The sequence below is a fragment of the Blautia sp. OF03-15BH genome, from assembly GCF_003463065.1.
In the GTDB taxonomy this organism is placed as follows: Bacteria; Bacillota; Clostridia; order Lachnospirales; family Lachnospiraceae; genus Limivivens.
The window spans coordinates 104,004-127,225 of record NZ_QSCM01000004.1; the positions used below are offsets into that span (position 1 = coordinate 104,004).

The 23,222-nt window shown below is 49.0% G+C and carries 24 protein-coding genes; 1 reads left to right on the top strand and 23 read right to left on the bottom strand.

The genetic code is table 11. From position 1 onward, the window contains the following. Window positions 1–123 precede the first annotated feature (123 nt). The 3 genes from recG to DXA57_RS06175 are packed head-to-tail and all read right to left on the bottom strand — an operon-like array spanning window position 124 to window position 4,229. Window positions 124–2,178 (bottom strand): ATP-dependent DNA helicase RecG, encoded by a 2,055-nt coding sequence (recG, locus tag DXA57_RS06165; protein ID WP_117765668.1) that lies wholly within the window; start codon window positions 2,176–2,178, stop codon window positions 124–126. A 12-nt stretch (window positions 2,179–2,190) separates the two neighbouring features. After that, window positions 2,191–3,852, bottom strand: coding sequence for a DAK2 domain-containing protein (locus tag DXA57_RS06170; RefSeq protein WP_117765670.1), 1,662 nt, complete (start codon window positions 3,850–3,852; stop codon window positions 2,191–2,193). A 20-nt stretch (window positions 3,853–3,872) separates the two neighbouring features. Beyond that, complete coding sequence (locus DXA57_RS06175; protein ID WP_117765672.1) at window positions 3,873–4,229, bottom strand: Asp23/Gls24 family envelope stress response protein; 357 nt, start codon at window positions 4,227–4,229, stop codon at window positions 3,873–3,875. A gap of 209 nt (window positions 4,230–4,438) precedes the next feature. Here DXA57_RS06175 and rpmB point away from each other — a divergent pair, with 209 nt between their 5' ends. Continuing rightward, entirely contained in the window at window positions 4,439–4,627 is a 189-nt protein-coding gene (gene rpmB / locus DXA57_RS06180) for a 50S ribosomal protein L28 (RefSeq protein ID WP_117765674.1), read from the top strand. Between the two features lie 123 nt (window positions 4,628–4,750). On the opposite strand, the gene DXA57_RS06185 is transcribed toward rpmB, so the two are convergent. The 20 genes from DXA57_RS06185 to DXA57_RS06275 all read right to left on the bottom strand — a co-directional run bounded on the left by DXA57_RS06185 (window position 4,751) and on the right by DXA57_RS06275 (window position 23,156). Beyond that, a complete protein-coding gene (locus DXA57_RS06185; protein ID WP_117765676.1) occupies window positions 4,751–6,691 on the bottom strand; it encodes a DUF2207 domain-containing protein in 1,941 nt (646 codons plus the stop codon). A 14-nt stretch (window positions 6,692–6,705) separates the two neighbouring features. Next, window positions 6,706–6,843 carry a hypothetical protein gene (locus DXA57_RS17295; RefSeq protein WP_199612688.1) on the bottom strand — a complete coding sequence of 46 codons (138 nt, stop codon included), beginning with the start codon at window positions 6,841–6,843 and terminating at the stop codon, window positions 6,706–6,708. Between the two features lie 132 nt (window positions 6,844–6,975). Further along, window positions 6,976–7,359 carry a GerW family sporulation protein gene (locus DXA57_RS06190; RefSeq protein ID WP_117765678.1) on the bottom strand — a complete coding sequence of 128 codons (384 nt, stop codon included), beginning with the start codon at window positions 7,357–7,359 and terminating at the stop codon, window positions 6,976–6,978. A gap of 12 nt (window positions 7,360–7,371) precedes the next feature. Beyond that, window positions 7,372–8,424 (bottom strand): DUF2953 domain-containing protein, encoded by a 1,053-nt coding sequence (locus tag DXA57_RS06195; protein ID WP_117765680.1) that lies wholly within the window; start codon window positions 8,422–8,424, stop codon window positions 7,372–7,374. Window position 8,425: 1 nt separating this feature from the next. Beyond that, window positions 8,426–8,755 (bottom strand): hypothetical protein, encoded by a 330-nt coding sequence (locus tag DXA57_RS06200; protein WP_117765682.1) that lies wholly within the window; start codon window positions 8,753–8,755, stop codon window positions 8,426–8,428. Window positions 8,756–8,941: 186 nt separating this feature from the next. Further along, window positions 8,942–9,394, bottom strand: coding sequence for an NUDIX hydrolase (locus DXA57_RS06205; protein ID WP_117765684.1), 453 nt, complete (start codon window positions 9,392–9,394; stop codon window positions 8,942–8,944). Window positions 9,395–9,485: 91 nt separating this feature from the next. Continuing rightward, window positions 9,486–11,045: a peptidoglycan D,D-transpeptidase FtsI family protein gene (locus DXA57_RS06210; RefSeq protein ID WP_117765686.1), complete on the bottom strand. Its 1,560-nt coding sequence runs from the start codon at window positions 11,043–11,045 to the stop codon at window positions 9,486–9,488. A gap of 21 nt (window positions 11,046–11,066) precedes the next feature. Next, window positions 11,067–12,698 carry an FtsW/RodA/SpoVE family cell cycle protein gene (locus DXA57_RS06215; protein ID WP_117765688.1) on the bottom strand — a complete coding sequence of 544 codons (1,632 nt, stop codon included), beginning with the start codon at window positions 12,696–12,698 and terminating at the stop codon, window positions 11,067–11,069. A gap of 6 nt (window positions 12,699–12,704) precedes the next feature. After that, entirely contained in the window at window positions 12,705–15,053 is a 2,349-nt protein-coding gene (locus DXA57_RS06220; protein WP_158571242.1) for a U32 family peptidase, read from the bottom strand. A gap of 96 nt (window positions 15,054–15,149) precedes the next feature. Continuing rightward, entirely contained in the window at window positions 15,150–15,560 is a 411-nt protein-coding gene (gene zapA / locus DXA57_RS06225) for a cell division protein ZapA (RefSeq protein WP_117765692.1), read from the bottom strand. A gap of 91 nt (window positions 15,561–15,651) precedes the next feature. Continuing rightward, window positions 15,652–16,656, bottom strand: a complete 1,005-nt coding sequence (ruvB, locus tag DXA57_RS06230) for a Holliday junction branch migration DNA helicase RuvB (protein ID WP_117765694.1) — start codon at window positions 16,654–16,656, stop codon at window positions 15,652–15,654. A gap of 23 nt (window positions 16,657–16,679) precedes the next feature. Continuing rightward, window positions 16,680–17,288 carry a Holliday junction branch migration protein RuvA gene (gene ruvA / locus DXA57_RS06235; RefSeq protein ID WP_117765696.1) on the bottom strand — a complete coding sequence of 203 codons (609 nt, stop codon included), beginning with the start codon at window positions 17,286–17,288 and terminating at the stop codon, window positions 16,680–16,682. Then, complete coding sequence (locus DXA57_RS06240) at window positions 17,285–17,794, bottom strand: Gx transporter family protein (RefSeq protein WP_117765981.1); 510 nt, start codon at window positions 17,792–17,794, stop codon at window positions 17,285–17,287. Before DXA57_RS06240 ends, ruvA begins: the two co-directional genes overlap by 4 nt. Window positions 17,795–17,837: 43 nt before the next feature. After that, window positions 17,838–18,209, bottom strand: a complete 372-nt coding sequence (locus DXA57_RS06245; protein WP_117765698.1) for a NusG domain II-containing protein — start codon at window positions 18,207–18,209, stop codon at window positions 17,838–17,840. Window positions 18,210–18,252: 43 nt separating this feature from the next. Continuing rightward, complete coding sequence (locus DXA57_RS06250) at window positions 18,253–18,834, bottom strand: histidine phosphatase family protein (RefSeq protein ID WP_117765700.1); 582 nt, start codon at window positions 18,832–18,834, stop codon at window positions 18,253–18,255. Next, entirely contained in the window at window positions 18,831–19,229 is a 399-nt protein-coding gene (locus tag DXA57_RS06255) for a bifunctional adenosylcobinamide kinase/adenosylcobinamide-phosphate guanylyltransferase (protein ID WP_117765702.1), read from the bottom strand. Before DXA57_RS06255 ends, DXA57_RS06250 begins: the two co-directional genes overlap by 4 nt. 5 nt (window positions 19,230–19,234) lie before the next feature. Next, window positions 19,235–19,996, bottom strand: a complete 762-nt coding sequence (locus DXA57_RS06260; RefSeq protein WP_117765704.1) for an adenosylcobinamide-GDP ribazoletransferase — start codon at window positions 19,994–19,996, stop codon at window positions 19,235–19,237. Beyond that, the gene (locus tag DXA57_RS06265) at window positions 19,993–20,520 is read right to left on the bottom strand and encodes a bifunctional adenosylcobinamide kinase/adenosylcobinamide-phosphate guanylyltransferase (protein WP_117765706.1); all 528 of its coding nucleotides are present in this window, start codon (window positions 20,518–20,520) and stop codon (window positions 19,993–19,995) included. The genes DXA57_RS06260 and DXA57_RS06265 overlap by 4 nt, the downstream gene beginning before the upstream one ends. Next, window positions 20,521–21,570, bottom strand: a complete 1,050-nt coding sequence (gene cobT, locus DXA57_RS06270; protein ID WP_117765708.1) for a nicotinate-nucleotide--dimethylbenzimidazole phosphoribosyltransferase — start codon at window positions 21,568–21,570, stop codon at window positions 20,521–20,523. 203 nt (window positions 21,571–21,773) lie between these two features. After that, on the bottom strand, window positions 21,774–23,156 hold the full coding sequence (locus DXA57_RS06275; protein WP_117765710.1) for an N-acetylmuramoyl-L-alanine amidase family protein: 1,383 nt from the start codon (window positions 23,154–23,156) through the stop codon (window positions 21,774–21,776). Between the last annotated feature and the right edge of the window lie 66 nt (window positions 23,157–23,222).

The following is a 23,222-nucleotide window of genomic DNA, read 5'->3' on the forward strand; positions in this document are numbered from 1 at the left end:
TATTCCTCCTCACAAATCCTTGTGTCCTGGCTTTTCTCTATCAGCCATCCTGTACATCTGTCTGTAAGGCCAGAACCATCATTTGACATGGTTCATGATACCCCTATTTTCCAAAAAAGGCAACTATAAATTCAACATTCCATCCTCAAGGTGGGTCGTTTTCATCATTTTTTTAAAAAGCGGACTGTCTTTTGACAAAAATTTGTCATTTTTTTCCATGATAAGCGCTGCCGTGTCACTGGCTTCTTTCAGGATCGCCGCATCCTGGAAAATATCTCCCAGCTTAAAATCCAGGATCCCGCTCTGCCGGATGCCAAAAAGATCACCGGGTCCACGAAGCTTCAGATCTTCCTCCGCGATATAAAAACCGTCATTGGAGCGGTTCAGGATCCCCAGACGTTCTTTCGTTTTCTTTCCGTCATTTCCATACATCAGGATACAATAGGACTGGAAGCCGCCCCGCCCTACCCGGCCACGGAGCTGATGGAGCTGGGCCAGTCCAAAACGTTCGGCATTCTCGATCATCATAACAGTAGCATTGGGGACATTGACCCCGACCTCCACTACGGTAGTAGAAACCAGTACCTGGATCTCGTTTTTCAGGAAACGTTCCATGATCTCGTTTTTTTCTTTTGGTTTCATCTTGCCGTGAAGATATTCCACCTGAATAAACGCCGGCAGCCGCTCCTTCAGACGGGCGGCATACTCGATGACATTTTCTGCCTCCATCGCTTCGCTCTCTTCCACCATGGGACAGATCACATAGGCCTGACGTCCTTCTTCCACCTGTTTTCTGATAAACTTGTACGCCTTCTCCCGGTAACTGGTATCCACTACACAGTTTTTGATCGGCAGACGATTGGCGGGCAGTTCATTGACAATGGAAATATCCAGATCTCCGTACAGAATCACCGCCAGCGTCCGCGGGATCGGTGTCGCACTCATGACGACTGTATGCGGCATAACGCCTTTCTGGCTCAATGCCTCTCTCTGACGCACCCCAAAACGGTGCTGTTCGTCCGTGATGACCACAGCCAATTTTTTGTAATGAACCTTTTCCTGGATCAGTGCATGTGTTCCGACGATGATGTCCGCTTCCTGATTTTCAATCCGTTCATAAGCCAGCCGCTTCTGCTTGGCAGTCATGGAGCCGGTCAAGAGCTCCGTACGGTAAGGAAGGTGCATCCTCTCCACCAGAGAAAGGATCGATTCATAATGCTGTCTTGCCAGAACCTCCGTCGGAACCATGATCGCTCCCTGACAGCCGTTTTCTGCAGCCAGAAAAAGAGCCAGCTCTGCCAGGATCGTTTTTCCGGAGCCCACGTCTCCCTGGATCAACCGGGCCGTGACGTCCTGTGAAGTCAGATTTTCCTCCAGCTCCTTCCAGACCTTCTGCTGGGCACCGGTCAGGGTAAAGGGCAGCTTTTCAATGACCTCCTGGATCCGTTCTTTTTTTTCCAGAAGAAACGAAGGTCTGACCTTTTCCCGTCCGTCTTTCAGATTCCGTACTGCCAGAATAAACAGGAGAAATTCATCAAAGACCAGCCGGTGTCTTGCCAGACGCATGCTGTGTTCATCTTTTGGAAAATGGATTTCTTCTATTGCATAATTATATTCCGCCAGATTGTATTTATGACGGATCTCCTCCGGAAGGTATTCCTTCTCCAGTTCGGCGCCGTCCAGAGCCTGGCGGATGGCTTTCTGCAGCATTTTTGTGGTAAGGCCTTCGGTTAAAGGGTAGACCGGCTGAAGCCTTCCCCGGAGCTTCTCATACTCTTCCATACGAAAAACAGCAGGCTGCTCCAGGAACATCTGCTGTCTTTTTCGTATGATCTTTCCTCTGAATACATAACGGCTTCCTGAGACAAGGCTGGATTTCAGGTATGGCATATTATACCAGGTCACCTGTATCGTTCCGGTAGCGTCCCGGATGACTCCTGTCACCACGGTGAGACGCCGGACCCTGCGCAGATTTAAGGGAGAAACGATCTCTCCATAAAAAGTGCCTGTATTCTTATCATAGATCTCACCGAGAGGCGTAACGGGCTCATAGCTTTCATAGCCTCTCGGGTAATCATGAAGAAGATCTCCTATATCCGAAATGCCCGCCCGCTCAAAGACCGCTTTTGTCTTTTCTCCAATCCCCTTCAGGGAATCGATGGGTGACATTTCATTCATTTCATTTTCCTCTTATTCAACAGAAATCACATAATAGTAAATAGGCTGACCGCCGGAATAGATCTCCACATCACAGCCGGAGTAAAGCTCCATGATCTCATTTCCCAGTTTGTTGGCAGTCTCCTCATCAATGTCTGCGCCATAATAAATACTGATCAGCTCTGTATCATCATCTGCCATGGCTGCAAGCATATCCTTGGTCACATCGGAAAGCTTCTTGCCAACGGAAAGGATCGAGTGATCACCGATTCCCATATAATCCCCTTCATGGATCTCCTTGTCATCGATATGGGTGTCACGGACTGCATAGGTGACCTCACCGGTCTTCACATGCTGGATCTCTTCCAGCATCGCTGCTTCATTCTCTTCCGGCGTCCGTTCCGGATTGTAATTGATCACAGCTGTGATACCCTGCGGAACCGTCTTGGTCGGGATCACGAAGATCTTTTTATCCTTGGTCAGAGCCTTGGCCTGGTTGGCTGCGAGAATCACGTTTTTATTATTCGGGAAAATGAAGACATGATCCGCATTGACTTTATCGATGGCACTGAGCATGTCCTCTGTACTGGGGTTCATGGTCTGTCCGCCCTCGATCAGGCAGTCTACACCCAGCCCCTTGAAGATCTCTCCAATGCCTTCTCCGATCGATACGGAGATAAAACCGCATTCCTTCTTCGGCTCTTTCTTTTTCTCTTCCTCTGCCTGCTGGGCAGCCAGTTTTTCCGCATCCTTGATCAGCTTTTCATGATGCTCTTCACGCATGTTGTCGATCTTCATCCGTGAGAGTGCTCCATAGGTCAGCGCACGGGAGATCGCTTTGCCAGGGTCGTTTGTATGTACATGGACCTTGACAATATCCTCATCTGCCACCAGCACGATCGAGTCTCCGATCGACATCAGGAATTCTTTAAAATCATGCTCGGTCTCTTCACTCATGGGTTTTTCCAGCAGGATGATAAATTCCGTACAATAACCGAATTTGATCTCTTTTTCTTCGATCTGTGCCTGGGATACGGAAACTCCTGTGCTCTTCTTTTCAACGGTGTATTCAACCTCTTTTCCTTTGAATACATCCAGAGCACCTTTGATCACCTGCATCAGACCCTGTCCGCCGGAATCCACAACCCCCGCTTCCTTCAGGACAGGAAGCATCTCCGGTGTTCTGGCAAGAACGGCATCACCCTCTGCCACAATGGCTTCGAGCATCTCTTCCAGTTCCACGCCTTCCTGCGCCAGCTCGGATGCTTTCTCTGCCATGCCTCTGGCAACTGTCAGGATCGTTCCTTCCTTCGGCTTCATAACTGCCTTATATGCAGTCTCCACAGCCTTTTCAAAAGCCTCTGCCAGGATCGGTGCATCGATTTCATCGTACTTCTTGATCCCCTTGGTAAAACCACGGAGAAGCTGGGACAGGATGACACCGGAGTTTCCGCGGGCGCCTCTTAAGGATCCGGAGGAAATTGCCTTGCACAGGGGCTCCATTTCCGGGTTCTCCAGAGAAGCCACCTCTTTTGCGGCAGATGTGATCGTCAGCGTCATGTTGGTACCGGTATCTCCGTCCGGGACCGGGAATACATTCAGCTCATTGATCCATTCTTTATTGGCCTCCAGGTTCTTGGCACCGCCCAGAAACATTTTAGCGCAGAGCGCGGCATTTATCGTTTTGATCTCCAAAATCTTGTTCCTCCTTACAATCAGTCAATCGGCCTTACGCCTTCAACGAAAACGTTGATGTCCTTGATCTCCATGCCGGTGAATTCTTCCACCTTATATTTCACATTGCTGAACAGGTTGTCTGCCACGGCAGAGATGCTTACGCCATAAGCAACGATCACATGAAAATCCAGTGAAATTTTATTATCTTCCAGCGTGACATTGATGCCATGCTTTAAACTGTCCTTTTTCAAGAGTTTTACCAGGCCGTCCTTTACGTTGACGGTTGCCATGCCGACGATGCCGAAACACTCTACAGCCACACTGCCTGCATAGGTGGCGATGACATCTGTATCGATCAGGATAGATCCAAGCTCTGTATTCATACGTCCCTTCATATCCGTACCTCCTCTTACTTCTTTTAAACATACTTGTTTCTTATTATACCCTGTTTTTGTTTAAATGGGAACAATATTTTTTGTTTTTTAAAATTTTTATCCATTTTTTCATTTTATGCTTGCAAAACGGACAGACTTCTGTTAAAATACCAATTGTTGCAAGTCTGCTGTCAGGATGGCAGGCGAAATTTTGATAAGGAGGTGCAGTCATGGCTAGATGTGCTGTTTGTGATAAGGGTGCTCATTTCGGAATCAAAGTGAGTCATTCTCATAGAAGATCCAATAAAATGTGGAAATCCAACATTAAATCTGTTCGCGTTAAAACCGCCAACGGTGGGGTTCAGAAAATGTACGTTTGTACTTCCTGCCTGAAATCCGGTAAAGTAGAGAGAGCTTAATCGCTTTTGAATGGATGATGATTGCCGCTGTTCTGTAATGGAACAGCGGTTTTTTTGTGCTGAAAAACCCTGCCAGAACAGTCTGTGAAAACTGTTCTGGCAGGTCACATTCCGAAGCTTTGTTTACCAGCTGCCAACTCCTCCGCCTCCACCGGCACTGTCCGTGGAACTGCCGGAGCCATCATCAGATCCGCCCATCAGAGAATCGATCCGTTCTGCTGCAGCACTCTTGTTATCGATCTGACAGCGGGAATAAAAGTCTTCACTGATCCAGCGTTCCATATACCGGGCAGAAAAAGGATCATCTTCGTCTACCTGATACCAGAACGGCTGCCTGTTCCGAATGGAGCGGAAATTCTTCTCCCAGCAGGAAGCCAGCCCAAGAGCGACCGCGTACGGAAAGATCCGGTAATAATAGTCCGGATCAAAGCCAAGAAACCGTTCCAGCGTCCCCTTCTCCCCTTTACGGATAAAGTTTCGAAAGGCGGAAAGTTCTTTCCAGAGAGCGCTCCGGTAAGCGGAAAAATGAAACAGGGAACCACCAAAAAGAGCCGCTGCCAACGCAAAGAAAAACGCGGCGTACATATAGGGATCTGATACCAGACAGTCTACCCCCGTGCAGATCCAGACATCGATCAGAATGCAGAAGCTCCAGAACAGAAAGATCACCCAGCGGAGAAAACCGCCGGCTTCCCCATCGGAGAAAGCTTCTTCTCCCTTTGCTTTCTGCCTGTTTCTCCAGGCCATAAAAAGCCCGGCTGCCCCGAAAACGCCAAAAATCATATGATCTCCCAGTGCCACTGCACCGGAGCCGCCGATAAAAAGCCCGAATGTTGTACAGACCAGGAGCATAAATGTCCAGTCCAGAAATTTACGGAGTCCCAGATCTTTTTCATCAGGAAATGCTTCTTCCAGCTCCTTCAGTGCTTTCCTGAGATATTTTTCAAAGCCCGCCGGAAGCCTGCCGGTGTCAACCTCCTCTGCCCCATCCCGAAAAAGGGCCTCAAACATGGTTTTTTCATAAGCAGGAGCCGTTTCCGGAAGCTCTTTCTTTTTCACCAGCCGGACTCCCTCCGTCTCTTTTTTCGTTTTTGTCTTCTTTTTCCGTCCATGAATTTCCACATAGCCCTGCTGCGCCCAGTAAGGGATCAGAGAAAGCAGATCCGTAAAACGCACAGATCCGCGGTAGAGCGCTCCTGCCTTTGCACTGTCCATCCCCTCCGGCGGTTCATACGCGACTCTCCGGAATCTGGCTTTGTTCCGGAAGATCAGCGACAACACCAGATAAAGAAGTGCAAAAAAGGTTGTCAGCCCAAACATGGTTTCCGGAAAAGCAGCAGACAGCCGGAACGCATTTTTAAAATACCCCCGCGGCAGATTGGTAAAAACTGTCACCACCTGGTTGGCTCCGATGTTTTCTGCCTGTCCGCTGACGCCATATTCATTGATCTCATAAGAAACCTTCAGGGTATTTTTCTTCTCTCCTGGATCTCCGCTGTAAATCCGGAAAGCCTCCAGAGACGCATCCGTCAGTGGTTTTTCAAACATCAGACGGAAGGTAAACCGGTTGATGGGTTCGTCTGTCTCAGAACCGAGAAGAGAGTAATACAGAAAATCGCTGTAAGGAATCCGGTCATCCGGCATCACATATGTATAGGTAAGGACATAGGTTTTCTCTCCGCTCACCATCCGTTCATCCGAACCGATCCGGATCACCTCTTCCTCACCCTGACGGCTTGCCGTAAATTCATCGCCTTTTACCTGAATGTCACGGATCTTATTTCCGTAACGGAAGATCTTCTCCTCGCTTTTGTCCTGTTTTCTGGAAAAGTCTCTGACTACGGTCATTTCCAGAGGGATGTTCCGATAGATCCCATGACGCTCCTCTGTAAAAAGCACCCCGATCCGTTCCGTCACATCGATGGTATTATCCGGGTGGAGAATGGCCTTCACATCATAATCGGTAATGGTGTAGCCGCCCTCATCCGCCTTTGACACACTTCCCGCCAGCAGCAGAAAGCAGAGCAAAAACAGAAAAAGACCTGCAGTTCTTCTTATCTTCATAATTTCTCCTTTGTCTATCCGCAGAAAAGACAGTAGCCCGCAATCAACAGAAATGCAGTCAGGAGCACTGCACAGAAGGTCCCCGGCAGAAAAAGTGAAAGCAGGATCCCGATTCCGATCCAGAACATGGTATAGCCGGTCAGCCGTTTCATATTTTCGCCTCAGTTCCCTCTTTCCTACAGTATATGCAGTCTTTTTCCGAACTTTCATCCGTACCGGTGACTTTTCCGCAGAAAGAAGAACAGCCCCTGATTTTTGTTATTTTCAGGTGCTGTCCCGCTTTTTTATTCCTCTGTTCCTTCTTTTTCTGCTGTCTCTGCATCAGAACCGGAGGTAAATTTGTTGACAAAATCCGGCACCATATCAAGGATCTTGGTCATACTGTCCTGATTCTTGACATTTACCAGCTTCGTCGTTCCGTCTTTGATGACAAGAACCGCACTGGGCGTCATTTTTCCGCCGATTCCGCCGCCTCCGCCGTTTTTCGTTCCTTCTGCCTTAGCCGTCGCCGCTACACCGAAGGAAACATCCACCAGAGGAAGGATGATGGTATCACCTACCGTGATCGCATCTCCCACCACGGTCTTGGTGGTCATAAAGCCATCCATTCCTTTAAAAAGAGAATCTACCGTATTCTGAAAATTGTTCTTTTTGCTTTCGTCTGCCATTCCTATCTCCTCCTATTCTTTCAGTCTCTGTCTGAAATGTTTCAAATTTTTATCAAAAAGAAGTTTTAAACCTACACGTACCAGATGAACCAGCCGGATATGACCGCGGATCACCAGATCACCCTCCAGAAGGATCTCATCTGTCTCAAAAACGGGCTCCAGGGCCAGCTCTGAAAATGCCAGAGGCCGCAGGACATAAAAAAGACCTGTCAGCTGACCGGTAAGCGCCGGATCCGGAAAACCATATTTCAAATATCCCCTGCCCCGCCTGGGCCGGATATGATGCAGAAGGTAAAACAGATATCCCTTCAAAGACCGGATCAGGGTCTGCGTTTCCTCCTCCTGCCAGATCTCAATATAATGAGAAAGCTTCGCTTTCAGTTCCGACAGGGAATGAAAAAGTCTCCGAAGTTTCTCCGCCTGACGCTTCAACTGCTGGCCGACAGCCAGAAATACCGCCCAAAGCTTTCTGAAAAAATTCGGAATGCCGCGAAGCTTTTCTGCCAGGGCAGAGAGGCGGGACTTCTTCGGGATCTGCTCCGGTCCCGGGTGGGACTGCACTTCCGGAATGCTCTCTTCCTGCGGCTTTTCCTTTGTTTCTGTCTCCAAAACAGGCTGCACAGGCTTCTTCTGCAAACTTTCCCGTCTGACCTGCTCTTCCTGTTTTTGCACTTTTTCCGGTTTTTCTACGGCTTTTTCCGGCTGTTCTACAGGCTGTACCGGCTTCTGTACTGATTTTTCCACCGGTTTTGGGGCCAGCTTTGCTTTTTCCACCGGCTTTTGTTTCTTTTTTTTCTTTTCTTTTTTCGGGATCAGCTGAAAACTTCCTATTTTCACCAGCAATCTCTTTCCCTCTGACTTTTCATAAAAGAGTTTTGCTCTTATCAGATGAAGGAGCCAGCTCACTTTTCCCTGTACTGCCGTCTCTGTTTCCGTGTGCCGGAACGCAATCTCATAACGCAGAGGCACAAACAACAGGAGCAGAATACACAGAAGAAGAAGGAGCAGGACTGCCGCCAGAAGGATTCCCACTGCTTTCAGTATAAGCAAAATGATATGTAGCATGTCATTGTCCTTCTTTTTTAAGCTTGTCTTTCAGATATTGTCTTACATCCGTGCCTCCGGTCTCGCAGATCGTTTCTTCCACAATACCGGTGACCAGATCGACTGCTTCCTCATAGCCTACGGCGATTCCGACGATCAGAGGAAGGTTTCGTCTCAAAGCCTTCTGTTTCAGAAGATGGGAAGGCAGAATATCAAAAAGATCCTTTCCGTTGGAAGCCAGGGTCACCAGATAAATATTCAGCATCCCGGCACCGCATTTCAGTTTCCAGATGATCTTTGACTGTTTTTTCGCGGCCTCAGGCCCTACGTAAAGCTTTCCGTACCATTTCATAGAATCTTCTTTCAGACCCTGAGGTCTTTGCCTCCTCCTTTGGATCATTTCCATAATTTCCGTTTTTATACAGCCGGATCACTGTCTGCTTTTTATTTTAACAGATTTTCCATTTTATTTCACTACTTTTTTCAAAAAGAAAACTGCCGCACCGGCTTTTTAAACCCATGCAGCAGTTTCTGCTCTTTAAAAGTACTTTCTGCTTCCCCAGAGATTCCTTTTTTTCAGGTCCAGATACTCATTATACGCACGCTCCAGTATCTGTTTCTCATTGGAAAATTTCAGCAGGTGATAGGCTTCATGAAACTTATAATAGCCTGAATCCACAAAATATTCTTCACGTTGTGGTTTGCTGTAATAGCTGTCTGACATCATGAGGTACCAGTGTACATCCTTGGATACCGTATTTTCCGGCACATTAAATGTATACTGGCTTTTGCCGACATATTTGATGATCGACGCGTGAACGCCTGTCTCCTCCAGCACCTCCCTTGTTGCTGTGTCCTTATACTCTTCACCAGCCTCTACAGTTCCTTTTGGTAAAACCCAGCCCTCGTACTTGTTCTTGTAACTCTTGTAGAGAAGCAGGATTTTCCCACGAAATATGACCACACCGCCACAGCTCGTTGCCTCGATCATTGCAATTCCTCCTGTTATGCGTTGTGCATGATAAAACTGATTTAAGTATAACTCTTTGCGTCCATTCAGTCAACCCCGGCTTTTTTGTCTGTCAATAGCCATACTTGTTCTGATAATACGTATCAAAAACATACTTCGCGATCGGAACCGCCGCTGCGCTTCCGGAACCGCCGTCCTCAGCGATGACAGCAATGGCAAGATCCGGGTGATCCACATTGCTGTAACCTACAAACCAGCTGTGGGTACCGCGCTCGCCGGATGCTGTATCGTATTCGGCCGAACCGGTTTTTCCGGCAGCCGTATAGGAGGCACCGGAAAGAGCACTGGCCGTACCGCTCTTTACCGTAGTGACCATATAGTTTCCGATCGTTTCCGCCTCAGCCGCAGACATGACGGAAGCGTAGCTGGAAGGCTTGAAGGTCTTCACCTCATCCCCGTCATAGGTGGAAATGCTGTCCACATAATACGGCTTCATAAGTGTTCCTCCATTTGCAACAGCAGCGGCTACCATAGCCATCTGAAGCGGTGTCGCCAGCGTATCTCCCTGTCCGATGGCAGTGGTCATCTCTTCTCCATAGGAAGCATCCTCTGCCAGTGTAAACCGGCTGGCTGCAGAAGCCATATGGATCGAGAGATCCTTGTTAAAGCCAAAGGATTCGCAGATCTTTTTGAATTCGCTGTTGTCCAGTTCCATGCCGATGGTGGCAAAAGCACCATTACAGGAATTCTTGAAGGCGGTCTCCAGATCCTCCAGTCCATGGACGGAACCGGCATAACAGGTGATATTGACATCATCCTTGCTGACCAGACCTTCACAGTTAAAGGTAAAATTCTGGTAATCTCCCGGGTGCTGGCGCATATAAGCCAGTGTCGTCAGGATCTTAAAGGTAGAACCCGGCGGATAGAGTCCCTGCACCGCCCGGTTCAGAAGCGGACTTCCGGAGTTTTCGGAATTTAAAGCTTCCCAGTCCTCCGAAATAGAAGCAGGATCGAAATCCGGCTTGGAAACCATAGCCAGAACCCGGCCGGTAGACGGTTCCAGGACCACAACAGCTCCGCTGTAATTTCCAAGTGCATCATAGGCCGCACGCTGCAGCAGCGTATCAAGACTTAAATTCACACTGTCACCCTGGATCTTCACATCCTGTGCCTCGTTTTTGATCTGCTCAAAAAGAGAGGCATGACAGGAAGTAAGCTCCGTATTGTAAGTAGCCTCTGTGCCGGAACGTCCGTTGCTGGCATAACCGACCACATGGGAAAACAGCCGGCCATAAGGGTAAGAGCGACTCTCACTTCCATCTTCCGCCACATTGGTGACTGCCAGAAGTTCTCCGTCCGAAGAATAAATGCTTCCCCGGATGACCATGGTATCCTTATTATCCTGTTTGGTGTTATAGCTGCTGCTGTTGATCGTCTCCCGGTCTGCAATATTAAAGTAGACCAGATAGGCGCAGAGACTTAAAAACATCAGTACAAAAAAGTAGCTGGCTTTCGCAAAGACCTTATTCTGTTCTTTTCTGGATTCGGAAGCCTGTTCCGTTTTTATTTTCTTCTTTTTGCTTTTTTTCTTTTTCCCGGAGGCTTTCTCCTCCGCAGTGGCATCCTCAGCGGGATTTTCTTCATAAACTGCATCGATGTCTTTCTTTTTCATTGGATCCCTCCTCACTGCCGTTTATCTCTCATCATATCCATCTCTCGTCGTTCTGTTCCCGGGCATATAAAGATCCGGGCCGGACGATTGCGGATCCGGAAAATCCTCGTCATAGCCTACCTGCTGATAAGGTCTGTAGCCATTCTCATAGCCATCTTCCTCATAAGGATAGTCATTTTCCGGATAACCGCCGCCATTTCCTTCATAAGGGTAACCATTGTCATACCCGTCTTCCGGATAAGGATAGGGATACCCGTTCTCATCATACCCGTACGGAGCGTAATCGTCCGGCCCCGGGTAAAAATTTCCGTATTCATCATAATAGCCGTATTCCCCGTCCGGATACTCTCCCCGTTCCTCCTTTCGGGAAATATAAAAGCCCTGAACGATAGCAAACATAATGATCGTACTCATAATGGAGCTTCCTCCATAGCTGATGAGCGGAAGGGTCACACCGGTAGAGGGGATCATCTTCATGGCTCCGCCGACCGTCAGGAAGACCTGCACGGAAAAAGTACAGCCAAGCCCCAGAGAGGCAAGTCTGGCAAATTTGTTTTCCATCTTAAATGCAATATTTACAAACATGATAAAACAACTCATATAAATAAGGATCAGGCAGATTGCAAAGAAACCGCCCAGCTCCTCGCAGATGGCAGAAAACATAAAATCCTGCTCCACAATGGGGATCATGGTCGGAGACCCCTGATAAAGCCCCGTTCCGAACCAGCCTCCTGCACCAATGGCAAAAAGGGACTGGGCCACCTGATAACCATCTCCGGTATAAGAGGCAAACGGATCCTTCCAGACCTGTACACGGACACGCACATGACTGAAAAGGAAATAAGCCGCCACAGACGCCACCACGCCCGCTGCAATCCCAAGAGCCAGATAACGCCAGTTTCTCGTACCTACATAAAGCATGACCAGATAAGTCACAAAGAAGATCAGGGCGCTTCCCAGGTCCTTTGAAACCACCAGGATCAGCACATGAGCCGCTGCAATGGCCGTCGTGATGACCACATGTTTAAAGTCTGTATATTTTGCCAGAAGACTGGCTGCTGCAAAGACGAAAATGATCTTTACAAACTCGGAAGGTTGAAAGGTAAAGCCGCCGATGCTTATGGACAGTTTGGAACCGTAGCTGAATTTTGCAAAAACAAGGACCACGCCTAAAAGACCGATGCCGCCCAGTGCATAAAGATACCCAAGCTTATCCAGAAATTTCAGCTTTTTGATCAGAATCGGAACGATAAGAGCCACCACCGTGGCAATCGCCAGAATTTTAAACTGCTTCATGGACTGATCGTAAGAGATACGGGTCAGCATGATAAAGCCAATGGTGATCAGCATACACATATTGTTGACCAGAAGCTTGGATGCCCTGGGATAAAGATTCCGGAAAAGCACCAGCACTGCTCCGAGATAGATGGCCTGTGCTCCGTAAAAATAAAAAAGCGTGGATTCATCCATCTTCAGGTAAAATACCGTGAAAGCGATAAAATGAATGGCAAACATCAGGACATTCTGTCTCAAAAACAGAAATTCCCTGGCCTCTTCATTTTTCTTTTTAAATATGATATAACTCTGCAGCGCATAAAGGGCAATGAGCACCAGCAGAACATATTTGGAAATGTCAATGATCAGTTTTGTCATATTTTTCTACTCCACTCCCCGTTTGAAATGCCCCCGGGTAAACTCCGGAAGTGTTAAGGAAGCCGCTTCTCCCAGAAGGAACCTTTGGATATAGACTTCTGTGATCTTTTTTGCTTCCTCTGCTGTTTCTGTAGTAAAGGTCAGCCGTATTCCCGCAGGAGCCAGAGTCCGGATCTCTTTTTCCTGATCCGAAAGGTCCAGCGGAGCGGTATTGTAAATGATATTCATGCAGACGGAACAGTCATTCCAGACCGGGAAAGTCTTACCCTTCCGGTCTGTCAGGAAGGTGAACTCTTTCTTTTTGTTGCAGTTTCCCGTGGTCCTCTTCACGCACTGGGAAGAAAGCATCAATGGAGCCCTTCCGTAAACCACAAGTTCACTTCCTGCAAGGCCCCGTTCCGAAAGCTCCTGGCTGTTGAGTTCCAGCGGAGCGGTATCTCCGGAAAAGCCCTGCTCCTTTAAGAAGCTCCGCGCCTCCTGATTCCAGGAGTAAAGATTTGCATCGGCGATAAAAACTGCTCCCGGCATCTGCTCCTTAAGATAAGCCAGTTCCTCCAGATTGCGCACCAGAAAACCGTCCATGAAAGGAAGCTCGCGTTCTGCCTCTCCTGCCTGAAAAAGTCTTTTCTTATCCTCACGAAAAAGGGGAGGCATAGCAAGAAAACATTCTTTTCCCTGATGCTGGATATTTTTCCGAAGCTGCAGGAAGGCTTCCGGATCTTCCAGAAGAAGGTCACTTTCCAGATAGAACCGCCGGATCCCGTCCTGTGTAAGCAGACCTTCTGCCTGACGGATGTCAGAAACCAGAACCGACAGCTGAAGCACCGTTTCTTTCTCCCCGGAAAACGCTTCCGGAGCCAGTTTTTCCGGAACGTTTCTGTGGCAGCTTCTGATCCTCGCTTCTGAAAGCCTGAAAAGTCCCTCTCTTCGAAGCTCTTTTAAAGCCTGCACAGGAAGGAAACAGCCTTCATCCAGTTCGATGTCAAGCCGTTCAAAGGTAAATTCCGTATTTCCGGTCTTTCTAAGCTGCTTTTCTGCTTCCGCCTGTGTGAGGGCGGATCTCTGTGCCGGTTCTGCCGATGCACCCGACACTTCCAGTGAAATCCCGCCCCAGTTCAGGGAAAGTATAGCAGGTTTTCCAAGGGAGATTCTTAATTTCCCATTAAGTTTTTCCTTGCGGAAACCGAAATTCTGATAAGCCGAAAGCTCTGTAAGGAGCGCCGCATTCTGCGTCCGATGCAGGATATCCCCGGGAGCTACCCGCATGTCCCGTCCGGCCTTCATCTGAAATTCTTTACCGGAAGGGATCTCTGCATTCATCGTCGCACTCTCAAGAACATCTCCTTTATGAAGCTCCTCCAGCGCACGGGCTGTGATAAGGTTTTTCCGTACCGCCAGGACTCTTGCTCCTTTGGTACCAAAGTGATTCTGGCGGAAGGTACTCATCATGCCTGCATTTCCCTTTGTCTTATAATAACCTTCTGAAAAACCGCCCCGGTTATAAAGATCCATCAGTTCCCGGATATCGTCCTCTTCCACCTGATAGTGCTTTGCACCTTTTTCCTGCAAAAGATCCAGATATTTCCGGTAGATCCTTGTGACACCGGCTGTATATTCCGGTCGTTTCATCCGTCCCTCGATCTTCAGGGAATAGACACCGGCATCCAGGATCTCCGGCAAAAGCTTCAGCGTACAGATGTCTTTCGGGCTTAAAAGGTACTCTCCCGCGCCTTTCGCTTTTTCAGAAAAATGCCAGGGCAGACGGCAGGGCTGGGCACAACGTCCGCGGTTTCCGCTTCTGCCGCCGATCATACTGCTCAAAAGACACTGACCGGAATAGGAATAACAGAGTGCCCCATGGACAAACGATTCAATCTCCAGACCCGTTTTTTCATGGATCTTCCGGATCTCCGGAAGAGTCAGCTCTCTCGATGTCACCACCCGGGTAACACCAAAAGCTTCCAGAATGGCTGCCCCGTCCGCACTCTGGTCCGTCATCTGCGTGCTGGCATGGAGATCCAGATCCGGAAACTGACGCTTCAGATAACGAAGCACACCAAAGTCCTGAACAATGGCTGCATCCAGTCCGTGTTCATAGAAAGGAGCCAGAAAATCGTAGAGTTTTTCCATCTCCTGTTCCTTCAGAAGCGTGTTTACCGTCATATATAGTTTTACCCCGTGAAGGTGGCAGAAATCCAGAGCCTCGATCATTTTCTCCGTATCCGGATTCTCTGCATAAGCTCTGGCTCCAAACTGAGATCCTCCCATATAAACGGCATCTGCTCCCGCATTGACCGCGGCTGTCATACTCTCAAAAGACCCTGCCGGCGCCAGTAATTCTGCTCTTTTTCTCATCAATTTTTTCCTCCGCAAAATGCAGCCTCCACCTGTTGTAGAGAAAAGGTAAAAGGAAAGGCTGTCACACGTAAGCGCATGCAACAGCCTCTGCATTTATTTCCTGTTCCGTTCGTCTCTTTCTGTCTCCAGACGGACAACCTCTTTCTGAAGCTCCGTGTTCTCCTTTCGAAGTGCTTCCGCATCCTTCTCCTGGGTCTCCAGCTTGATCTGTGCGTTGATCAGTTCGTGCTTCAGATCATAAAGCTCCTTATCCTTTTCGGAAAGCTCTTCCTCCACCATTTCAACCTGTTTCTTGGCTTTGAAATAATCATCAGCAATGTTCAGCTCCAGAAGAATGCTCTTATTCTCCTTGGTCTGATGATTGTAACCGTCCAGTTTTTTAAACTCTGCGATCTTATTATTAATATATGTAGCAACCTTCTGCAGGTATTCCTCACTCTCGTACCCGCTCAAGGTAAAAATCTTGCCTGCAATCAGGACCTCCGTTTTATTTTTGGATGACATAAGCCCTTTTTCTTCCTTTCTTGGGTTGATTCTCTCTTACTATTATAAACAAATTCCCCAAGATTACAACATTTTTTTGCAACTATTCCAATTATGCTTCCATATCCCTCTCACATCCCAGATGCTGATAGGCCAGATCTGTCGCCATTCTTCCTCTGGGAGTCCGGTTCAGAAAGCCATTCTGGATCAGATAGGGTTCATAAACATCCTCAATGGTTCCGGAGTCCTCTCCGATGGCCGCTGCCAGAGTATCCAGTCCCACAGGGCCACCGTTAAATTTCTCGATCAGAGTCAAAAGAAGCCGTCTGTCCACCTGATCCAGTCCGCAGGTGTCCACTTCCAGAAGATCCAGTGCAAAGGCTGCCACTTTCTGATCGATCTTCCCTTCATATTTTACCTGGGCAAAATCACGCACCCGCTTTAAAAGCCGGTTTGCCAGACGCGGCGTTCCCCTGGATCGTTTCGCAAGCTCCAGTGCTCCTGCCTCATCGATCTCCACATCCAGAAGGACGGCAGAACGGAGGATAATGGTCTTCAGCTCCTCCACCGTATAAAATTCCAGATGATGGATCACGCCGAAGCGGTCGCGCAGAGGTGCCGTCAGAAGACCGGCTCTGGTCGTGGCTCCCACCAGCGTAAATTTCGGAAGATCCAGCCGGATGGATCGGGCAGAGGAACCTTTTCCGATCATGATATCAATGGCAAAATCCTCCATGGCAGGGTAAAGAACCTCCTCCACCTGCCGGTTCAGCCTGTGGATCTCATCCACAAAAAGAATGTCCCCTTCCTGAAGGTTATTCAGGATCGCAGCCATCTCTCCGGGCTTCTCGATCGCCGGGCCGGAGGTCACTTTCATGTGTACGCCCATCTCATTGGCAATGATCCCTGCAAGAGTGGTCTTTCCAAGACCCGGAGGACCATAGAAAAGCACATGATCCAGAGAGTCCCCTCTCTGCTTTGCCGCTTCAATATAGATCTTCAGATTGCTCTTTGCTTTCTCCTGGCCCACGTAGTCAGTCAAAAGCTTCGGACGGAGCGAGCCCTCATTTTTCTGATCTTCTTCTGTAATATCCGTAGTAATAATTCGTTTCGCCATATGCTTCCTTTTCTGTTACTAATCTACATCTTTTTCAATGCCGCTTTCAGGATCGCTTCTGTATCCATTTCTTCCGAAACAGCTGCTTTCTTTACCGCTTTCAAGGCATCGGCATTGGAATAACCGAGCGCTGTCAAGGCTTCCACCGCCTCTGCCTTTGCATCATTCATCACACCGGAGCCTGCCGGTATACTGCCCGCATTCTCAAGCCGTTTGTCAAAGGCCTCCTCCAGGCTGAATTTATCCTTGAGCTCCAGGATCAGCTTCTGAGCGGTCTTTTTCCCGATGCCAGGTGCTTTTGTGATCGTTTTTTCATCTCCGGAAAGCACGGCAAAACGGATATCATCCGCACTCAGGGCGGACAGAATACCCATAGCCGCTTTCGGACCGATGCCATTGACATTCAGAAGCAGCTTATAAACTTCAAGATCATCCGGGTGCAGAAAACCATACAGCTGCATGGCATCCTCTTTCACCAGAAAATACGTATGCAGACGAACCTCTTCCCCGTTCGGCGGCAGCGCCGAAAGGTCTCTTCCCGTCAGAAAAACACGAAGTCCAAAACCATTGACATCCAGAACGGCATAGGTATCCATGGCCTGTACCAGTTCTCCTCTTACATATGAAATCATGTACTGTAACCTCTCTTCCCGATCCGCTTCAGGATCTCCGCATCCAGGCTGCCAATAACGGCTCCTGTCAGAACTCCGGCTCCAAAAAGCACCGGAAAATAATAAAAAAGACTGAAATTCTCTACTGCCAGAGAGCCTATCAGAAGCTGGCCGAGGTTGTGAGAAACGCCGCCCGCCATACTGATACCGAGACAACCAAATTTTCCACTTTTCTGAAGAAGCGCCATCACCGCAAGGCTCAAAAGCCCGCCCCCCAGACTGTAAAAAACAGCAGAAAGATTTCCAAAAAGAAAGCCAGCAAGTACGATACGCACCACCGACACCAGAAATGCCTCCCTGAGGCCAAAAAGCTCCAGAGCTGCCAGCACCACCGCATTGGCAAGCCCAAGCCGGATCCCCGGGACGGGAACCGGCAGGGGCACCAGAGACTCCACATAAGAGGCGATCAGTGCCAGCGCTGCCAGGCTTCCGTAAAAAGCCGGGGATCTTTTCTTTTTCTCTTTCATCTCCCTATACTCCCTTTTCCTCTGCATCCGGACAGCCTGACTTTCATCCGGCAATGCTGTCTGTTCCGGAAGAAGTACCTCCCGTCACCCGTACCGTTACCCGGTTGGGAAGACAGGCAATGGTCTCCCCTTTGCGCGAGATCTTCCCCTGATGGACGCAAAGCTGATCCGGACAGTCTGCCCATTTCATAAAAGCAGCTCCATCACTGATACAGAGAATGTTTCCTTCTCCGACAAGAATCTCCCTGTCTTCACTCAAGGAAAAACTCCCGAATTCCTGATCCGCCACCATAATCTGGACAGCACGCCCTTCTTCCCGGAAGAAATACCGACCCAGAAAAAGAACGGTCGCTGTAAGAAGCAGCACCGCTCCCAGAAGAAGATCATTCTTTTTCTTATCTTTACTTTTTATCATAGCACAGACACTTTTCAAAATCAACCATATGTTCGTTTTTCTCTCACAGGTTTTCCAGAACGGTAAGCTTTCTTTTCTCCATAAAATCTTCCGGAACCTCCAGAAGAAAACCGCGGCCGTTTTTTACCTGCCAGTCATAAAATGGCTTTTCCGGTACCGCAAAAGCAGAAAGAACACTCATCAGAGTCCCGCCATGAGCCACCACAGCGATCTGCCTTCTCTTTTCTGCCTGCGCTTCTCTCAGGATCCTCACAAAGCCTTCCCGGCAGCGTTCCTGAAAACCCTCCCGGCTTTCCCCGCCCGGAAATGGCAGCGTACCGCCGCTGTCCACCCAGGCCTGATAATCCGGATTGCCATTCAGTTCCAGATAATTTTTATTTTCAAAGTCACCGAAATCACATTCCCGGAGCAAAGGCTCCTCCCGCTGCGCAAGCGTCGGATAAATCAGTGCCGCCGTCTCCCGGCAGCGTTTCATCGGACTTACATAAACAAGCTCTGCCGCCGGATAGCTCCTGTTCTCCAGAAGGCGGATCCCTTCCTCACAGAGAGGCTCATCCGTAGTCCCAATGTAACGTCCCATCAGGTTTCCGGCAGTTTTTGAATGACGGATGAGAACAACCTTCATGCCTTTTCTCCTTTGATGCAAACAGGAAGCCCTGCGACTACCCGACAGACCTCGTCTGCCTGTTCCGCAGCACGGCAAAGAATGCGTCCGACCTTTTCCCGATACAGCCGGTCAAAAGGATCCATCGGAACGATCCCATAGCCAAGCTCCGTGGATACAAGGATCAGACCGGGATTTTCCCGGAACAGCTCTTCTGCAAACGCATCTGCCGCTTCCTCGCCTTCTTCCCGGAGAATCCGGCGGATACAGCTGTGAAAATGCGTTACGGCTTTTCCCTTCAGAAGCTCCTCTTTCGTACAGCTTTCACCATCCAGAAAATCGGTTTCGGAAAGACCTGTCCGTTCCATGGCAGCCTTCTTTTTCCCCTGAAAAGCACCTCCGATAAATAATTTCACTCTCTTCACCCCCTGATCAGGAACACCGCAACGACCGTAAGAGCCATGACAAGCTCTGACACCGTCAGGAAAAAACCTGCCAGGTCTCCGGTGATCCCGCCAAATTTCTTTTTTGACATCCGATAATAATAGAAAAACACCAGACCTGCCGCAAGATCCATCGGTACACCGTAAACCGGATCCAGCCAGATGGCCAGTGCGCCAAAAAGCAGAAGAAAGCCGCACATGGTAAGAGCCACCGTGCGTTTTACCGCCATCCCGGAGAAGGTGGCAGCCAGCCCTGTATTTTTCGCCTTCGGAAAAACCACCACAGCCAGACCGGATAAGGCTCTGGAGAGCACAAAGGAAACAGCCAGCACAGGCATCATTTCCGGACGCACCTCTGACCAGACACCGAGGGACAGGATAAACCAGGCACAGCCCACGATGATGGCAAATGCCCCTGTATGAGAGTCCTTGAGGATCTCCAGTTTTTCTTCCATTGTCTTATACGAACTCAAAGCATCTGCTGTATCCAGAAGACCATCCAGATGGATGCCGCCGGTAACGATCAGAGGAATCAGCACGGCTACGGAGGCCCGAAAAAGACTTCCGGTGCTGTCCCCGGTAAGACAGATCCAAAGAGAAAGAAGTCCTCCGATGACCGCACCGATAACCGGAAAAAAGCACATGGCATAGCGCATGGCTTCCTTTGTCCAGTCCGTACGCGGCATGGGGATCTTGGAATACATGGAAAATGCGATAAAAAAACTCCGGATCAGGTTCATAACGGATACACTCCTTTTCTTACAAGCGGAATCCCGTAAACCACTTCATAAAAACCATCTGCCGCTTCAGCCATACGGCAGTTTACCTCACCAAGGTAAGACTGGTATTTCCTGGTTTCCGGATCATATTCCACTCCGTCTGAAAAAATTTCATTGGTCACTACCACCAGATGGCGGGCTTTTTCCCGAAGATGACAGATCCCTTCCATCACCGCCTCTACGGTCCGCTCACCGGCCCCGCTCTCATCGAACATCTCGTTTGCCGTAAGATTGGACATACATTCCAGAAGAAGGATCGAATCCTCCGGAACCTCAAGTCCTGCCAGATCCGTATAACGCTCCAGCGTCTCAAAGTGCTTGTCCGCGCGCATGGCACGGTGCCGGCTGATCCTCTTTTTTCCTTCCTCGTCAAAACACATCATCGTGGCAATGTAGATCCGGCGTCCTTCCCCGAGAGACGCCGTCAGTTTTTCGGCAAAAGCGGACTTTCCGCTTCCGCTGCCTCCGGTTACAACAAAAAACATTTATACCAGAGGCTTGTACTCTTCCACCTGAATATCCTGGAAGGTACTCATTCCGTTGTATACGCCGCAGGCCAGGTCCAGAATGGGGAAAAGAACCACAGCACCGGTACCCTCTCCCAGGCACATATCACAGTGCAGGGGGGCTTCCAGTCCCAGAGCCTCCAGGATCAGGTGTGCAGCAGGCTCCTTGGAGACATGGGAGGCAAGCATATATTCTTTTACCAGCGGACAGATCGTCGCTGCTGCCAGAGCTGCCACCGCAGAGATAAAGCCATCGATCACAACAGGAACCCCACAGGCTGCACCGCCCAGGAAGACACCTGCCATACCTGCGATATCAAAGCCGCCGACCTTCGCCAGAACATCTACTCCGTCTTTCGGATCCGGCTGATTGACCTTAATGGCCTTTTTGATGGCCCGGAGCTTCCGCACCATTCCCTCAGAGGAAAGTCCGGCTCCACGGCCTGTCATTTTTTCTACGTCTTCACTCAGAAGAACGGATGCCACCGCACTGCTGGTGGTCGTATTTCCGATTCCCATCTCGCCTGTGGCGATCAGAGAATATCCTTTGTTCTTCAGCTCTTCCACCATGGAAATACCGGTTTCCAGAGCCTGGATGGCTTCTTCCCTTGTCATGGCCGGTCCCTTGGTCATATTTTTTGTACCCCAGGCAATTTTCCGGTCAATGACATGAGTTTCTGCTGCAACACCGATATCCACCGGGAAAATATCTGCTCCCGCCATGGAGCAGAGGATACTTGCCGTAGCCTTTTTATTCAGAAAATTATCTGTCACAATGGCAGTCACTTCCTGGCCGGTCTGGGTCACTCCTTCTTCTACCACACCGTTGTCCGCACACATGGTCACGAGTGCTTTTTTCTCCAGATGGATATCCGCACTTCCTGTGATGCCGGCGATCTTTACCAGGTCATCCTCCAGCTTTCCGAGGCTGTGAAGCGGCTTGGCAATGCTGTCCCAACGGCGCTGACAAAGCTCCATCGCCTTCTGATCCGGCTCCTTTATAGCTCTTTTCGCTTCTTCTAATGTCATATGCGTTCCTCTTTTCTTCTATTTTCGAAGTCTGGTCAAAACCTCTCCCATCATACCATAAAAACCGCCCGGATAGCAAGTACAGGGCAATTTTTGTATAACAGGAGTTTCCGGCGGAATTTGTTATACAAAAAAGCCTCTCCGGTCCTGCCCCGTAAGGGAAAACCGGAAAGGCTTCTTCATTAACATGATCCGTTCTCAGATCAGGCTGCTTTTCCCAGAAGACTCAGCGCCTGAGAACACTCGGAACGGTAACGGCTGATGTAAGCCGGATACTTCTTCATACGGTAATTATACAGGAGACGGAGGAACTCGCTGTCACTGCTGGAGTTGGTGATCTTTGCTGCGATAACCGCATTCGCTGCGGAAAGCTGTCCATGCTGGATCGAGTAGCTGTACACAGCTCCTTTGACCACATCCGGCCTCTTGCTCATGTCAATCCCATATCTGGAAAGATAACGTGCAGTAATATCATAATATTCCTGCTTCGCATACTGATCCTGATAATTGGCAAATTTTATTTTGTTCCTGCTGAAGATCGTATTCCACGCCCGGTAGAACGCCGTATTCCCCTGAAGCTTCCCCTTCTGGAGAAGAGAGAGCGCTGCATAAGATTTAAACTCTTTAAAAAATACCGGATCCTTCTGATAACAGTACTTTACAAAAGGAAGAAGGGAATATCGATAATCAAACTGATATTTTCCACAGGCATTTCCGTGATCTCCGCCGGTCTGGTTATAACCCTGGTAGAAATCGTCGCTTCTGCCGGACTCATAGATCGTAAAGAACAGAAAATCATCAGAAAGTCCGTCTTTATTTGAAGAGTCATCCTCTCCGCTGTTGCTGTTGCTCTGCGCATCCGTGATGGTGCATCTGCCGTTGGCATCAAAGGAATAATGCTTGCCATTGGCATCAAAATCATCTGTGATCATGACACCGTCTTCATCAAAGAAATACTGGCTTCCGTCAATGGTCACGAGTCCGGTATCCATAGCTCCCACCGCTCTGGAAGGATCACTCGTATTGAAATGATACCGCTTTCTGTTGATGGTCAGCCAGCCTGTAGCCTTGTAACAGATCTTCGCGCGGAAATAATATGTAGTACCGTCAATCTCATGAAAACCACTGATTGCCGCTCCATCCTCACCGAAATAATAATCTCTGTTCTTGATGGTCTGCCAGCCTTTGGTCAGGGTTCCATCCGTCCGGATCGTATTCGTATGCTGGAAATAGTAAAGCTTTCCGTCCAGCTTCCAGAGTCCGCTGCGGATCATATAGCCGCCTGCCTTACGGAAATATCTCGGCTTTCCTCCGATCGTCACCCAGCCGCTCACACGCTCTCCGGTCTGCTTGTCCGTATAGTACCAGTTGTGTCTGTATGCAACCAGTCCTCTGGCAATCTTACCATTGGCACGGTAATAGTACCATTTTCCTCCTTCTCTGACCCAGCCCAGTTTCCTGCTCTTCTGCGTGGTCGCCGTCACCGTGGATATGCTCTTGCTTCCTGCAGCGCTGGCTGTCTGCGGTGTAAAACACACGGCAGCTGCCATGAAACCGGCCGCGATCATAAGGAATTTCATTTTCATACTAGTCCCCCTAATTTCAATTTATTACAAATCTGTTAACTAGTTATGGCTATTATACGTCAGATC